The following is a 14,629-nucleotide window of genomic DNA, read 5'->3' on the forward strand; positions in this document are numbered from 1 at the left end:
GCGGTCTGTCCTCAGACGATGCCGAACGGGGAGGCGGGGAGCGCCGGGATCCGGGCAGGCGTCCCGGCGGCCGCGAGGGTCAGCGCCCGCACCGCGACGCGGCGGGCGAGTTCGATCTTGAAGGCGTTGGCCTCGCCGGTGGGCTTGGCGCCGTCGAGGGCCAGGGCGGCGGCCCTGGCGTAGGCCTCGGGGGAGGGCGCCTGGCCGGCGAGCGCCGCCTCGGCCGCCTCCACCCGCCAGGGCTTGAGCGCCAGCCCGCCGAAGGCGAGCCGGGCCTGGCCGATCTTTTCGCCGTCGAGCGTGAGGGCGGCGGCGGCCGAGACCACCGCGAACGCGTAGGAGGTGCGGTCGCGGACCTTGAGGTAGCGGGCGTGACCCTGGAACGCCGCCGCCTCGGGCGGCAGCCGCACGGCGGTGATCAGCTCGGCCGGGCGGAGCGCCGTCTCGTGCTCCGGATGGTCGCCGGGGAGAGTGTGGAACGCGGTCAGCGGCACCTCCCGGGCGCCGTCCGGCCCGGCGATCTCGACGACCGCATCGAGGGCAGCGAGCGGCACGCAGAAATCAGACGGGTTGGTGGCGATGCACTGCTCGCTCCAGCCCTGGACGGCGTGGATCCGGGTGGCGTGCCCCAGCGCGGCGCAGCCGGAGCCGGGCTCGCGCTTGTTGCAGTTGGAGACTGCGTCGGTGAAGAACGGGCAGCGGGTGCGCTGCATGAGGTTGCCGCCCACCGTGGCGGCGTTGCGCAGCTGTGCCGAGGCGCCGGCCAGTAGGGCCTCGGCCACCATCGGGTAGGTCTTCTCGACCATCGCGTCGTAGGCGAGGTCGCTGTTGCGCACGAGCGCCCCGATACGGGTGCCGCCGTCATTCAGACGCTCGATGCTGGAGAGGCCTGGCAGCCGGGTGATGTCGACGATCCGGGCGGGGGCGGTGACGCCGCCCTTCATCAGGTCGACCAGGTTGGTGCCGGCGGCGAGATAGGCGGTGTCGGGAACCTGCCCGGCCGCGACGGCCTCCGGCAGGCTCGCAGGGCGGATGTAGTCGAAGATCCTCACGCCGCGTCCTCCCGATGCTCGACCTGTCCGGTGGGGCGCGACGCCTCCTGCACCGCGTCGAGGATGCCGGCATAGGCGCCGCAGCGGCAGAGGTTGCCGCTCATGCCCTCGCGGATGCGCTCGGGATCGATGCCGGCCTGGCCCTCGCGGATCAGCCCGACCGCGCTCATGATCTGGCCCGGGGTGCAGAAGCCGCACTGGAACCCGTCATGCGCGATGAAGGCGGCCTGGACCGGGTGCAGCCGGTCGCCCTCGGCCAGACCCTCGATGGTCAGGATCTCGGCGCCGTCGAGGCTCGCGGCGAGGGTGAGGCAGGCATTGATCCGCCGCCCGTCCACCAGCACCGTGCAGGCGCCGCACTGGCCGCGGTCGCAGCCCTTCTTGGCGCCGGTCAGGCCGAGCCGCTCGCGCAGGAGGTCGAGGAGAGTGACGCGCGGATCGTCGAGGGCGATCTCGCGGGCTTGCCCGTTCAGGGTAAGCCGGAGGGGAATATTCATGCTGGGTCCCGGCTGGCAAAGGCTGGAACCGTTACAGATAGCCGGGACCCCGCCACCGGCGAGGCCCGGAGCGGGGATCATGTGCGCCATCTCACACCGCGGGGTGCTGCGCGGATCGGCTTACTTGACCTTAACCTCGGAGACGGACTTCAGAACCGTCTTGCCCTTGGTGGTCTCGATCTCCACGGCGGGCTCGTCCTTCGAGGCCTCGCGCTTGACCGTGTTGCCCTTGATCGTCTTCTCGACGTCCTTGGTGTGGACCTTGGTCACCTCGCCTTCGACGGTGCCCTTGCCCCATTTGTAGGTCACGTCGTCCCCGGCCTTCACGTCCGCCTTGCTCATCCGCGCGCTCCATCGTCTGGTGCGGGAGAAGGCCGCCGGGGGCGGGGGCGTTCCCGGGCTTCCACGGCCGGGATGCCGCAGCCGAGCGATCCGAGGCCGAGGCGCGGCCTCAGCGCCCGACTGCCCCGCGCAAAGCCGCGACCATCGCCTCCACGGTCGCCTGGGCGGTGTCGCCGAGGTCGATGTCGGTCTCGCCGACGGTGACGAGGCCGCGCTCCTCCAGCTCCCTCACGCCCGCCGGGTCGGCCTCGTGGCCGGCGCCGTCCTTGCGGATGACCGAGGTGACCCGCTCGCCGCTGACCAGGCGGTGATAGGCCGCGAAGGCGAAGATCGAGAGCGCCTTGTCGGAGAGTCCGTTCACATCGTCGGCCATCGTGCCATCCTTCGAGACGGGTGGGACTGATGGAACGCCGCCCGGCGCCGGCGGGGTCCGGGGGCGAGCAAGGGTGCGACGATCGGGTGCGACGACGGCGCCACCGGCGGAGCGTGGCCGGACCGACAAGCCGGCTTCGCCCCGGGACACGCTTCCTGCTACTCTGCCGCCCTCATGACGACGACAGGCGACCAGACCGAAGTGGAACTCAGCCCCGACGCGCAGGCGGATCCTGCCGCGCCCGGCCTCACGCCCCCCGATCTCGGCTACCGCCTGCGCCAGCAGGTGATCCTGTCCGAGTTCGGGGTCGAGGCCCTGCGCGGCACCGATGTCGACCACCTGCTGCAGCGGGCCGCGGACCTGTGCGCCCAGGGGATGGGCGCGGAGTTCTGCAAGGCGCTGGAATACCGCCGCGGCGAGGACGCGCTCCTGGTGCGCGCCGGCGTCGGCTGGGGGCCGGACGTGATCGGGCAGGCCCGGGTCGGGGCCGACCTCGCCTCCCCGGCGGGCTTCGCCCTCAAGACCGGCCGGCCGGTGATCTCGAACCACCTCGCCGAGGAGACCCGGTTCCGCACGCCCCAGCTGATGGCCGACCACGGCATCCGCCGGGCGATCAACGTGCTGATCGAGAACCGGGACGGGGCCTTCGGGGTGCTGGAGGTAGACGACACCCGCGAGGGCATGTTCGAGGAATCCGACATCGCCTTCATGCAGGGCTTCGCCAACCTGCTCGGCGGCGCGATCGAGCGCCAGCGCACCGAGAGCCTGCTGCGCGCCGCGCTCGCCCGGCAGGACCTGCTCGCCCGCGAGATGAGCCACCGGGTCAAGAACAGCCTCGCCATCGTGGCGAGCCTGCTCGCCCTCCAGGCCCGCGCCGCCGAGGCCGAGCCCGCCGTGCACGCGGCCCTGTCGGACGCGCGCAGCCGCGTCGAGGCCATCGCGGGCGTCCACGACCAGCTCTGGCGGCAAGGAGACAGGACCGGCGACAAGATCGGGGACGGGGACGGGGAGGGCGTGCCCGGCGAGCTCGACCTCGCGCCTTTCCTGGAGAAGCTGGTGGCCAACCTCGACAGCGGCGCCCCGGGCCAGACCCTCACCTGCACGGCGGCGCAGCAGCGGATCTCGGCCGACCGGGCGATCCCGATCGGGCTCCTGGTCAACGAGCTCGTCACCAACGCGCTGAAATACGCCTACCCGCCCCAGACCCATCCGAAGGGCGGCGCGATCCGGGTCCGCACCGAGCGCGCGCTCGACGCCCTCGTGGTCGAGGTCGCCGACGACGGGGTCGGCCTGCCGGCGGATTTCGAGATCGGGCGTAGCTCGAAGAGCCTCGGCATGCGGGTGGTCGGCAGCCTGACCCGGCAGCTCGGCGGCACGCTCACGGTGCCGCAGACGGGGCAGGGCGCCTGCTTCCGGCTCGAAGTGCCCCTGACGGCCTGAACCGCCCGCCCCGGCGGCAGCCCTGAAGTTCAGGTAGATTCGGACGAAGAAACCGGGCAAAAGTGGCAATCACCGCCGGGGCACCCCCAGAGCGGCGTTTGCGGGAGGGGGCGGGATGCGACGGCGGCGCGTGCTGCCGGCAGGGCTGGCCCTGGCGGGAATCCTCGTCCTTGCCGGTGCCCTGGCCGGTATCCTTGCCGCCCTCGCCCTCGCCGGGCCGGACCTGCGCGCCCGGGGCCTGCGCGCGCTCGCTCCGCTGGCCGAACTCTCCAGGAGCATCCTGCCGGACGCGCCCGCCGCCGCGCCGGAGCCGAAGGCTGAGGCTGCGCGGGTCGCCGTGGAGGACGGGCGCACGATCGTGCGGCTCACCCCGGAGGAGCGCGCCCGGATCGGGCTGGAGACCGCCATCCTGCCGGCCAAACCCCACCGCCAGGAGCTCACCGCCTATGGCAGCGTCCTCGACCTCGCCCGGGTGACGGAGCTGACCAACGCGTATGCCGGCGCGATGGCCGCGCTCCAGACCGCCCGGGCCCGGGCCGAGGTCTCGGCCAGCGCCGCGCGGCGGGCCCGCAGCCTCGGCCCCGCCACCATGGCGGCCGCCCAGATCGAGACCGTCGAGGCCACCGTGCTGACCGACCGGGCCGCCGTCACGGCCGCCGAATCGCAGCTGCGCACCCTGGCGGCCACCGCCCAGCAGGAATGGGGGCCGGTGCTCGGCCGGGGCATCGTCGAGCGGGCGCCGCTGGTCACCCGCCTGATCGAGCGCGCCGACTTCCTGATGCAGGTGACCCTGCCGCCGGGCGAGGCCCTGAACCCGGCCCCGGACTCGGCCTTCGCGGAGGTGCCGCCGCAGAGCGTCCGGGTGCCCCTGCGCCTGGTCTCCCCGGCGACCCGCACCGATCCGCGGATCCAGGGCCAGAGCTTCTTCTACCTCGTCTCCGGGGAGGGCGGCCTCTTGCCGGGCATGAGCACGATGGCGTTCCTGCCCGCCGCCCGCTCGGCCACCGGGGTGCTGGTCCCGGAGGACGCGGTGGTGCACGGGGAGGGGGGAACCTGGGTCTACCGGGGCGTGCCACAGGGCGGATTCGTCCGCCACCCGGTCCGGGCCGACGCGCCGCTCTCGGCCGATTCCTTCGTGGTCGAGGACCTGCCGGACGGCAGCGAGATCGTGCTCAGGGGCGGCCAGGCGCTGCTCTCCGAGGAGATGAAGGGCCAGATCCGGGTCTCCGGCGACGACGATGATTGAGCGTCTCACGGGCGGCCCCCAGGCCGGGCTGGTCGGGTTCTCGGTGCGGCGCCCGCGCGTGGTGCTGGCCCTGGCCTGCGCGCTCCTGGCGTTCGGGCTCTACGCCCTGCGCAGCGCCCGCTACGACGTGTTCCCGGAATTCGCGCCGCCCACCGTGACGATCCAGACCGAGGCGCCCGGCCTCGATCCGGAGCAGGTCGAGGTCCTGGTCACCCAGGCGATCGAGGGGGCGGTGGGCGGCCTGCCCGGGCTGGAGACCCTGCGCTCCTCCTCGATCCAGGGCCTGTCGGTGATCAGCGCCGCGTTCCGGGCCGGCAGCGACGTCGACCGGGTGCGCCAGCGGGTCAACGAACGGCTGGCGGCCCTGGCCGGCCGGCTGCCCCAGGGCGTCATGGCGCCCGCCATGACGGCGCTGACCTCCTCCACCTCGACGGTGCTGCTGATCGGGCTGACCTCGGACAGCCGCAGCGCCATGGACCTGCGCACGCTCGCCGACTGGACGGTGCGGCTGCGCCTCCAGGCGGTGCCGGGCATCGCGCAGGTCTCGGTCTATGGCGGCGCCGTGCGTTCGCTCCAGGTGCAGGTCCGCCCCGACGACCTGATCCGCTACCGGGTCGGGCTCAACGACGTGCTGGCGGCCGCCCGCAAGGCCACGGGGGTGCGGGGCGCCGGCTTCGTGGACACGCCCAGCCAGCGGGTGGTCCTGCGCACCGAGGGGCAGTCGCTCACCCCGGAGGCGCTGGGGCGCACCGTGCTGGTCAACGAGGGCGGGGCGAGCGTGGTCCTGGCCGACGTCGCCACCGTCCTGGCGGCCCCCGAGCCGGCGATCGGCGCCGCCCTGGTCGACGGCAAGCCCGGCGTGCTGCTGATGGTCGGCGCCCAGGTCGGCGTCGACACCAGGACGGTCACCGGCCGCCTCGAGGCGGCCCTGGCGGAGCTGCGGCCGGCTCTGGCCCGGGCCGGAATCAGCCTGCATGCGGACCTGTTCCGGCCGGCGAACTTCGTCGACGTCGCCAACGGCAACGTCCTCCAGGCCCTGCTGCTGGGCGGCGCCCTGGTGGTCGTCGTCCTGCTGGTCTTCCTGGCGGACTGGCGCACGGCCCTGATCAGCGCGGCCGCGATCCCGCTCTCGCTGATCGCCGCGGCGCTCGCCCTCCAGGCCTGGGGCGAGAGCCTCAACACCATGACGCTCGGCGGGCTGGCGCTCGCCATCGGCGAGGTGGTGGACGACGCGGTGATCGGCGTCGAGAACGTCGCCCGGCGCCTGCGCGAGAGCCGGGCGAAGGGCCGGGCAGAGGGCTGGGAAGCCGGCGCGGCCCGGGTGGTGTTCGACGCCATCCTGGAGGTGCGCGGCGCGGTCGCGTACGCGACCCTGGCGGTGCTGCTGATGTTCCTGCCGGTGCTGGCGCTCACCGGCGTCGCCGGCCGCCTGTTCGGCCCCCTGGCGCTCGCCTACATCGCCGCCGTGCTGGCCTCGCTGCTGGTGGCGCTGACGGTGACGCCCGCCCTCGCCCTGCTGCTGCTCGCCGGGCCCGGGGCCACCGGGGCCGCCGACCCGCCGGTGGTGCGCCTCTGCCGGGCGGCCTACCGGGCGCTGCTCGCCGGGATCGGGCGGGTACCGCGCACCGCGATCGCCCTGAGCGCGCTCGCGGTGCTGGCCGGCCTGGCTTTGGTGCCCCGCCTCGGCGCCAGTTTCCTGCCCGACCTGAAGGAGGGCCACCTGATCCTGCACATGGCGGCGGCCCCCGGCACCGCCCTGCAGGAATCCCAGCGGCTGGGCGGCCTGATCACCGCGGGCCTCAAGGGCATCCCGGGGGTCCGGACCGTGGCGGCGCAGATCGGCCGGGCCGAGGCCGGGCAGGACACGGCCGGCACCCATTACAGCGAGATCCATATCGACCTCGAGCCCGGCCTCGACGGCGCGGCCCAGCGGGCCACGGAAGCCGGGATCCGCGCCCTCACGGCCGGCTTCCCGGGCGCGGCCTTCTCGCTCAAGACCTTCCTGACCGAGCGGATCGAGGAGACGGTCTCGGGCCACACCGCGCCCGTGGTGGTCAACCTCGTCGGCGACGACCTGCCCCGGATCGAGGCCGCCGCCCGGGCGGTGGCGCGCGAACTCGCCGAGGTGCGGGGGGCCCGGGACGTGCAGCTCGCCGCCCCGGCCGGGCTGCCGCAGGTGACCGCCTCCTTGCGTCCCGCGGACTTGCGCCACTGGGGCCTCGACGCGATCGAGGTGCTGGAGGCGGTGCGCACCGCCTACCAGGGCGACACGGTCGGCCAGACCTATGTCGGCAACGCGGTGTTCAACGTGCTGGTGATCCTCGACGCCCGGTCCCGCGGCCGGCTCAGCGCGCTGGGCGACCTGCCCCTGCGCAATCCGGGCGGGCGCTACGTCCGGCTGTCCCAGGTCGCCGACATCTACGAGAGCACCGGCCGCTACCAGGTCCAGCACCAGGGCGCCCAGCGGGTCCAGACCGTGACGGCGGGCGTCGAGGGCCGGGACGTGGCCGGCTTCGTGGCGGCGGCGCGCGCCAAGATCGCCCGGTCGGTGCGCCTGCCGGAGGGCGTCTACGTCGCCTTCGCGGGGGCCGCGGAGGCGCAGGCGCAGGCCCGCACCGACCTCCTCGCCCATGCCGCGCTCGCCGGATTCGGAATCGTGCTGCTGCTCGCCGTGGTGACCGGGTCGGGGGCCAACCTGCTGCTGGTGCTGGTGACCCTGCCCTTCGCGGGTCTCGGTGGGGTGGCCGCGATCGTGCTCACCGGGGGCGTGCTGTCCCTGGGCTCGATCGTCGGCTTCGTCACCCTGTCGGGCATCAGCCTGCGCAACAGCGTGATGATGATCGCCCATTACGAGCAGCTGGTGCAGGCGGGCCGCCCCTGGGACCGGGCTACCGCCGTGGAGGGCGCCGCCGACCGGATGGTGCCGATCCTGATGACCTCCCTGGTCACCGGCCTCGGCCTGCTGCCGCTGGCGCTGGGGGCGGGCGAGCCCGGCCGGGAGATCGAGGGCCCGATGGCGCTGGTGATCCTGGGCGGCCTCGTCACCGCGACGCTGCTCACCCTGGCAATCCTGCCCGAGCTCGCCCTGCGCTTCGCCCGGTTCCGGACTCCGGGGCCGGGGAGGGGGCTGGACGCGGAGGCCGCCTGAGGAGGGCCCGAGCCTGCGGCGTCGGACCAGTCCGCGGCGGTGCAGCAATCCGGGCGCCGACGCGTTCCCGCTCAGGCGCGGCAGGCGCAGGATCGGCAGGCGCAGGATCGGCAGGGACGATGGCACAGATGAAACCGCGCGTGGCCCTCGGGCTCCAGGGTGGCGGCTCCTACGGGGCCTACGGCTGGGGCGTGATCGACCGGCTGCTGGAGGAGCATATCGAGATCGTCGCGGTCAGCGGCGCCAGCGCGGGCGCGCTGAACGGCGCCGCCCTGGCGGCGGGCTTGGCCACCGGCGGCGACGAGGGCGGCCGGGAGGCCCTGGAGCGGCTGTGGCGGGCGACCGCCGAGCGCTCGCCCCTGCGCGGCTTCGAAGGGTTCGGCACCACGTTCGAGCCGTACGTGGCCCCCTTCCTGGACCCGTTCGTCGCCCGGTCCCTGGCGCTGTTCCGCGAGGCCTCGGCCTACGTCTCGCCGTTCCTGCCGACGTTACGCGACATGCACCTGTTCCAGGCGGTGGTGCGGGCCAGCATCGACCTCGAGACGGTGGCCCGGCAGGAGCGGGTGCCGCTCTACGTCTCGGCCACCGACATCCTGACCGGGGCGGCGCGTCTGTTCACCGGCCCCGAGGTCACCCTGAAGGCCCTGATGGCGTCCTCGTGCCTGCCGGAACTGTTCGCCCCGGTGGAGATCGACGGCCGGCGCTACTGGGACGGGGGCTACGCCGCCAACCCGGCCCTGGAGCCGCTGGTGTTCAACGGCCACGGCGCCACCGACCTGATCGTCCTGCAGCTGACGCCGTTCGTGACCGACGCGATCGGCCTGCTGCCCTCCGAGGTCGCCGGGCGGGTCAGCGACATCAGCTTCAACGCCTGCCTGATGCGCGACCTGAAGGCGCTGACCGAATTGCAGCGCTACGCCCGGGAGACGGACACCCAGGATGCCCGGATGCGGGCGGTGGCCGACATCAACATCCACCTGCTCCAGGCGCCCTGCGAGCTGGCCGGGGGCGAGATCAGCAAGCTCGACACCCGCTGGTCGACGATCGGCGCCCTGCGCGACCTCGGCCGCGCCACCGCCGAGCGCTGGCTGGCCGAGAGCGGCCACGCGATCGGCACCGATTCGAGCCTGCAGACCCTGGAGGCCGCGATCGCGCCCTGAGGCCGGGGAGGGGACCTCGCGGCCCCGGCTGGCGGGGTCCCCTCCTCCCGGGCCGGCCGTGCCGGTCGCGCCCCGCCCCCATGCGCGGGCGGGGCTGGACAAACCCGGGCGGAGGCCGCGATCTGTCCCGGCAGGGCGCGGCGGGATCAGAGCGGACGACAGTGACCGGGATCAGGAACGCGGCGGCCGCGAGGCTTTCGGAGCGGCTCCACGGGTTTCGCAGCCTGGGCGGCAATTGCGAGTTCGGCTTCGTGCAGCGCTACGGCGGGGTCGAGCCGTCGGGCCTGCTGCGCTTCGCCTACACGCCGATGGAGGACCTGATCCGCGGCCTGCGCTGCGGATTTGCGGATTTCGGCGCGCCGGGGGACCTGCGCATCGCCATCAGCGATGGCGGCACCTACTACTGCCACAGCGTGGCCTACAACATCTGGTCGAACACCGGCCATCCCGCCGGCTCGATCGACCCGGACGTGCTGGTGGAGCGCGAATACGGCCGGCTCGCCCACCTGAAGCGCAAGATGCTGGACGAGCTCGCCGACGGATCGAAGATCCTGGTCCGCAAGGTCGACCGCGACGCCCCGGATTCCGACTTCGAGCGCCTGGCCGAGGCGGTCTGGGCGCACGGCCCCTCGACGCTGCTGCGCGTCGTCGAGGCCGGGCCGGATCGGGTCGGGTCGGACTGGCGCCCGGAGCCGGCCCGGCGGGTCGCCGACCGGGTGATCGCCGGGCAGGTGCGCCGCTTCGCCCCCACCGCGCAGGCCTGGGAGATCGATCTCGAGCCCTGGCTCCACCTGATCGACAGCGCCTACGCGCTCGAGCACGGCGCGCCGCCGACCACGTTCGAGGCGGGCGCCTTCGGGGCGGCCCTGACCCTGCCGGGCGGCCTGCGCCGGCATGCCGGGCGGCACGCCGCGACGGCGCTCAGCGCCTACACGCGGGCGGTCGAACCGTCCGGCCTCGGCACCGACCGGGCCTACGTGTTCTCGACCTGGGTGTGGATCCCGGAGTCGTTCGCCGGCGAACGGGTCTTCGCGGTCGCCGGCCACGGGCGCCTGGGCTGGCGCGACGCCGACCTGTCGCGGCGGGACTGCTGGCAGCGGGTCTGGGCGGGCGGGCGGATGCGCCCGGGCGTCGCCCGCGAGCCCGTGGGGCTCGGCATGATCGGCACGCGGCGGGACCGGTTCTGGTCGTTCGGCGCGCGCTTCCACGAGGGACCGATCCCGGAGGCGGCGGCCGCACCCACGTTCCGGATGCCGCCGCCCCGGTTCCCGGGCCGGACGCTCCTCGGCTGGCTGCGGTCCCGACTGCCGTGACGCCGCGCGGTTTATCTTTTGACGATCCGTCTCAGTCGATCCGCTTCGCGGCCGGATCACCGCTCGACCGTGCCGGACGCCCAGACATTGGATCCGGCGAAGACAAGTCTTCGCTGATTGATGATTAAAATCTGCATTCGTTAATACAAAACAACAGTGTTTACATTCGCGACGGCCGATACTCTTCCGCGCAGATTGACTTTCCCCTCCCGCGCCCGCCTATCCTGAATCCATCACGTCGAGCCGCCGGCCGTGCCGTGGGAGGGCCTATGCAGAGAGTTGCGCGCGCGCGTTCGACCGGGCGTTCCGGGCGTTCCGGGAACGCCCGGTATCCGGCAGGCGGGCGCCTGTGGGGTCCACGGCGGTGCAGCACGGATGCGCCGGCCTGCCCGGCCCTGCCGCGGACGCGTGGCGCCTCGTGAGCGAGCCCAGAACGAGCCGCACCGCGAGCGTCGGCACGAACGTCGGTACCAGCGTCAGCATCGTGACGCAGACAACGGTCAAGCCGGACAGCGCCGACGCCTTCGCGCAATGGCAAGGCGACACCAGCGCGGTGATCGCCCGGTTTCCCGGCTTCATCGAGCAGCGGCTGATGCCGCCGCGCCCGCCGCTTCAGGTCGACTGGGTGATCCTGCAGCGGTTCGCCAGCCTGGATCACGCCCGGGCCTGGCTGGTCTCGCCCGAGCGGCAATCCCGCATCTCCGGCGCCGCCGCGATGCTGGTGGGGCGCGACGACGTCCACATCGTCACCGACGACGCCAGCGCCGCCCGGACCGCCCCGGTCTCGGCCGTGATCAGCACGCGCGTGAAGCCCGGGATGGAGGCGCAATACCTCCGGTGGGAGCAGAAGGTCGCCGCCGCCCAGTCCAGGGCGACCGGCCTGCAGGGCTACCGCTTCGAGCCCGCGGTGCCGGGGGTGCAGGAGGATTACGTCGCGATCCTGCGCTTCGACAGCGACGCCAACCTGCAAGCCTGGCTCGGCTCCCCCGAGCGCCAGGCGCTGATCGAGGAAGCCGCGCCGCTGACGGCGGAATTCCACACCCGCATGGTGCATAGCGGCTTCGAGCAATGGTTCCGCGACGTCGCGCCGGAGGGCGCCCCCGCGCCCGCGGCGTGGAAGATGAACATGATCGTCCTGCTGACGCTCTATCCCACGGTCTTCCTGTGGGGCCTGCTGGTCGGCACGCCGCTGCTCACCCGGACCCTGGGCATCGACTTCCCGGTGGCGCTGTTCATCGGGAACGTCTTCAGCGTACTCCTGACGTCGCGCCTGGTGCCGTGGACCGCCGAGCACCTCCGCTGGTGGCTGGCACCGGCCCCTGAGAAACGCCGGCGCGCGGACCGTCTCGGCGCCGGACTGCTGGTCGCCGCCTACGCGGTCATGATCCTGGTGTTCTGGAAGCTGTTGTGACGGCCCCTCCGGGGCGGCGATCGAGGCGGTTTTTCTTGACCGTGCGTCTCACGCGTCCGGGCGGACCCGACCTCCGCCGCCCGGCCCCGGCCTACAGAAGCAAGTCTTTCGCGTATCGGACAAGGTATCGCGCTGAAGAAGACTACGACGATGCGTAAATGCGCGACCGGTTTCCGCGTGACACACATTCCCGGCGCGGCGGCCGATCCGTGTTGACGCGGATCTGACATCCATGCTTCCTGTTTTCATCTGCCGATTATCGTCAGACCATTCGGTCCGATGGAGATTCGTGACGATCGAGACACGTCTTTCGCCACCGGGATTGATGGACGATGCGTGATGACGGTCCACGACATCGGATCCGCCGATGCGCGCCACGCCATCATCCGCCGCTGTATTCGGAATGTCGCCCTGGCATGGTAGCTACGGCACGGACCATTCAGCGGTTGTTTAGATTATATGATTGCGTGTTTGGTTTATTCATTGACCGGTAAGGTGTGATTATTACACCGGACACTGATCGATACGTCCAGGAACCTTGAGGAGCGAGACAATGGCTGACAGGCACGAAGAGTTCATGGCCCGCGCGATCGCGCTCTCGGAGAAGACCTCGCTGGTCGACAGCGCCGGCGGCGTGTTCGGCTGCGTGATCGTGCAGGACGGCGAGATCATCGCGGAAGGCGCCAACCGCGTCGTCGCGGAGAACGATCCGACCTGGCACGCCGAGGTCGAGGCGATCCGCAAGGCCTGCACGACGCAGAAGAGCTTCAAGCTCCGCAACGCCACCCTCTACACGAGCGCCGAGCCCTGCCCGATGTGCCTGGCGGCCGCCTATTGGGCCGGCGTCAAGAATATCTACTACGCCGCCCAAGTCGAGGACGCGCTCACGTATGGCGGGTTCGACGACAGCATGATCTACGCCGAGTTCAAGAAGGACGTCGGCGACCGCGCGATCCCGGCCAAGCAGATCATGCGGGCCGAGGCCGTCGAGGTCTGGAAGAAGTACGCCGAGAAGGAAGACCGGGTGCCGTACTGAGCTTGCGACAGGGCTGGGGGGCGTGATCGTGCCCGACCGAAACCATTCCTCGCGCCGGGTGCGGTCATGACCCTCGACAGCCTGAGACGATCCTGCCGCGGTTCCGTGATCGCGGCGGGCGATCCGCAATTCCGGGAGGCCGCCCACGCGAACCTCTGGAACCGGCTGATCCCGGACCGCGCCCCGGATGTCGTGGTGCGGGTGGCCGACGAGGACGACGTCGTCGCGGCCGTGACCTTCGCGCGGGCGAACAGGCTGAAGGTGGTCGTCCGGGGCGGCGGCCACAATTGGTGCCAGCCGACCCTGCGGTCCGGCGGCCTGCTGATCGATCTCCAGGATCTCACGGGCTTCGTCTCGATCGACGCCGCGCAGCGCAGGGCGGTGATCCGGCCGATCGTCAGCAACCGCGACATCCAGCGGGCGCTCAACCCGCTGGGGCTCGCCTTCCCCACCGGCCATTGCCCGCAGGTCAAGGCGAGCGGCTACTTCCTGGGCGGCGGCATGGCCTGGAACCCCACGGTCTGGGGGCTGGGCGCCGAGAGCCTGGAGGCCATCGAGCTGGTCACCGCGCAGGGCGAACGCATCCGCGCCAGCGAGACCGAGAACCCGGATTTCTTCTGGGCCGCCCGCGGCGCCGGCCCGGGCTTTTTCGGCGTCGTCACGCGGTACCACCTCAAGCTTCACGCGCTGCCGCACGCGATCCATGGCAGCACCCATTACTACCGTCTCGCGGAGGCCCCCGCGGTCGGCCGCTGGCTCGGCGCGATCGCCCGGGACGTGTCGCCCAGCGTCGAGCTCAGCCAGTTCCTCGTCCAGGCGCCGCCGGCGCTGCGCGCGGCGGCCGCCGACGACGACGGCTGGCTGTGCATGGTGACCGGGACGGCGTTCGAGGACACGCCGGAGGCGGCCGGGCGCGCCCTGGAGCCCCTGGACCGCGCGCCGGTGGCGCCGCTCGCGGCGGAGCGCGCCGTGCCGCTCACCTTCGAGCAGCTCTTCGACATGTCCGGCGCGCTGTGGCCGGACGGGCTCCGGTCCCGGGTCGAGGCGACGTATTCGAATCACAGCCCCGGGGACCTGATCGAAGCCGTCCTGCCGCTGTTGCCGGCGGCGCCGTCGAGCACGAGCGTGTTCCTGCTCACGATCTTCTGCGGCCCCGATGTCCCGGCCGCGCAGAAGGACATGGCCTGCTCGATGTCCTCGGCGGTCTATGGCGGCCCGTGGACGATGTGGCACGAGGCGGCCGACGACCGGACCAACACGGACTGGCACCGGGCCATGGTCGGGGCGCTGAGGCCGCTCACGGTCGGCTGCTACCTGGGCGAGAGCAACACGATCGAGAATCCCGATAGCGTCGCGCGCGCCTTCACGCCCGAGAAATGGCAGCGGCTCTGCGCCCTGCGCAGCCGGCACGACCCCGAGCGGGTCTTCTTCGACTATTATGACGGGTTCGACGCGACGCCAGCCGGTTGACGGGCCGCGCGCCCGCACCGTCATGGGCGGGGCAGGGGGCAGAGAGAGAGAGAGGGGACGGGGCAGGCACCGGGCGAGGCAGGGCAGGGGCGTGAGACCGGCGAACACTGCCCGCCCGCCCTGTGTGAGGCCGTCCCGCCT

12 protein-coding genes are annotated in these 14,629 nt (G+C 72.5%); 8 read left to right on the plus strand and 4 right to left on the minus strand.

What is annotated here, in order from left to right; translation table 11 throughout:
• Nucleotides 1–11: 11 nt before the first annotated feature.
• The 4 genes from AC0IY0_RS27120 to AC0IY0_RS27135 all read right to left on the minus strand — a co-directional run bounded on the left by AC0IY0_RS27120 (nt 12) and on the right by AC0IY0_RS27135 (nt 2,264).
• Nucleotides 12–1,052 (minus strand): FAD binding domain-containing protein, encoded by a 1,041-nt coding sequence (locus tag AC0IY0_RS27120; RefSeq protein ID WP_147941336.1) that lies wholly within the window; start codon nt 1,050–1,052, stop codon nt 12–14.
• Nucleotides 1,049–1,549, minus strand: a complete 501-nt coding sequence (locus AC0IY0_RS27125) for a (2Fe-2S)-binding protein (protein ID WP_147941337.1) — start codon at nt 1,547–1,549, stop codon at nt 1,049–1,051. Before AC0IY0_RS27125 ends, AC0IY0_RS27120 begins: the two co-directional genes overlap by 4 nt.
• A 120-nt stretch (nt 1,550–1,669) precedes the next feature.
• Complete coding sequence (locus AC0IY0_RS27130; protein ID WP_147941338.1) at nt 1,670–1,891, minus strand: hypervirulence associated TUDOR domain-containing protein; 222 nt, start codon at nt 1,889–1,891, stop codon at nt 1,670–1,672.
• A 109-nt stretch (nt 1,892–2,000) separates the two neighbouring features.
• The gene (locus AC0IY0_RS27135) at nt 2,001–2,264 is read right to left on the minus strand and encodes a hypothetical protein (RefSeq protein WP_147909119.1); all 264 of its coding nucleotides are present in this window, start codon (nt 2,262–2,264) and stop codon (nt 2,001–2,003) included.
• Nucleotides 2,265–2,438: 174 nt separating this feature from the next.
• Between AC0IY0_RS27135 and AC0IY0_RS27140 the strand changes: the two genes are divergently transcribed.
• The 8 genes from AC0IY0_RS27140 (at nt 2,439) to AC0IY0_RS27175 (ending at nt 14,488) form a co-directional block, all read left to right on the plus strand.
• Nucleotides 2,439–3,704 carry a sensor histidine kinase gene (locus AC0IY0_RS27140; RefSeq protein WP_187278607.1) on the plus strand — a complete coding sequence of 422 codons (1,266 nt, stop codon included), beginning with the start codon at nt 2,439–2,441 and terminating at the stop codon, nt 3,702–3,704.
• 115 nt (nt 3,705–3,819) lie between these two features.
• Nucleotides 3,820–4,950, plus strand: a complete 1,131-nt coding sequence (locus AC0IY0_RS27145; RefSeq protein ID WP_147909120.1) for an efflux RND transporter periplasmic adaptor subunit — start codon at nt 3,820–3,822, stop codon at nt 4,948–4,950.
• Nucleotides 4,943–8,098, plus strand: a complete 3,156-nt coding sequence (locus AC0IY0_RS27150; RefSeq protein WP_471766216.1) for an efflux RND transporter permease subunit — start codon at nt 4,943–4,945, stop codon at nt 8,096–8,098. The genes AC0IY0_RS27145 and AC0IY0_RS27150 overlap by 8 nt, the downstream gene beginning before the upstream one ends.
• Nucleotides 8,099–8,217: 119 nt before the next feature.
• Nucleotides 8,218–9,258 (plus strand): patatin-like phospholipase family protein, encoded by a 1,041-nt coding sequence (locus tag AC0IY0_RS27155; protein ID WP_147909121.1) that lies wholly within the window; start codon nt 8,218–8,220, stop codon nt 9,256–9,258.
• Between the two features lie 161 nt (nt 9,259–9,419).
• Complete coding sequence (locus AC0IY0_RS27160) at nt 9,420–10,571, plus strand: hypothetical protein (protein WP_471766217.1); 1,152 nt, start codon at nt 9,420–9,422, stop codon at nt 10,569–10,571.
• A gap of 418 nt (nt 10,572–10,989) precedes the next feature.
• A complete protein-coding gene (locus AC0IY0_RS27165; RefSeq protein ID WP_471766218.1) occupies nt 10,990–11,982 on the plus strand; it encodes an antibiotic biosynthesis monooxygenase in 993 nt (330 codons plus the stop codon).
• A 553-nt stretch (nt 11,983–12,535) separates the two neighbouring features.
• Complete coding sequence (locus AC0IY0_RS27170; RefSeq protein ID WP_147910913.1) at nt 12,536–13,018, plus strand: nucleoside deaminase; 483 nt, start codon at nt 12,536–12,538, stop codon at nt 13,016–13,018.
• A gap of 66 nt (nt 13,019–13,084) precedes the next feature.
• On the plus strand, nt 13,085–14,488 hold the full coding sequence (locus tag AC0IY0_RS27175; RefSeq protein WP_471766219.1) for an FAD-binding oxidoreductase: 1,404 nt from the start codon (nt 13,085–13,087) through the stop codon (nt 14,486–14,488).
• The last annotated feature ends 141 nt before the right edge of the window (nt 14,489–14,629 follow it).

It is taken from the genome of Methylobacterium sp. AC315, from assembly GCF_979253755.1.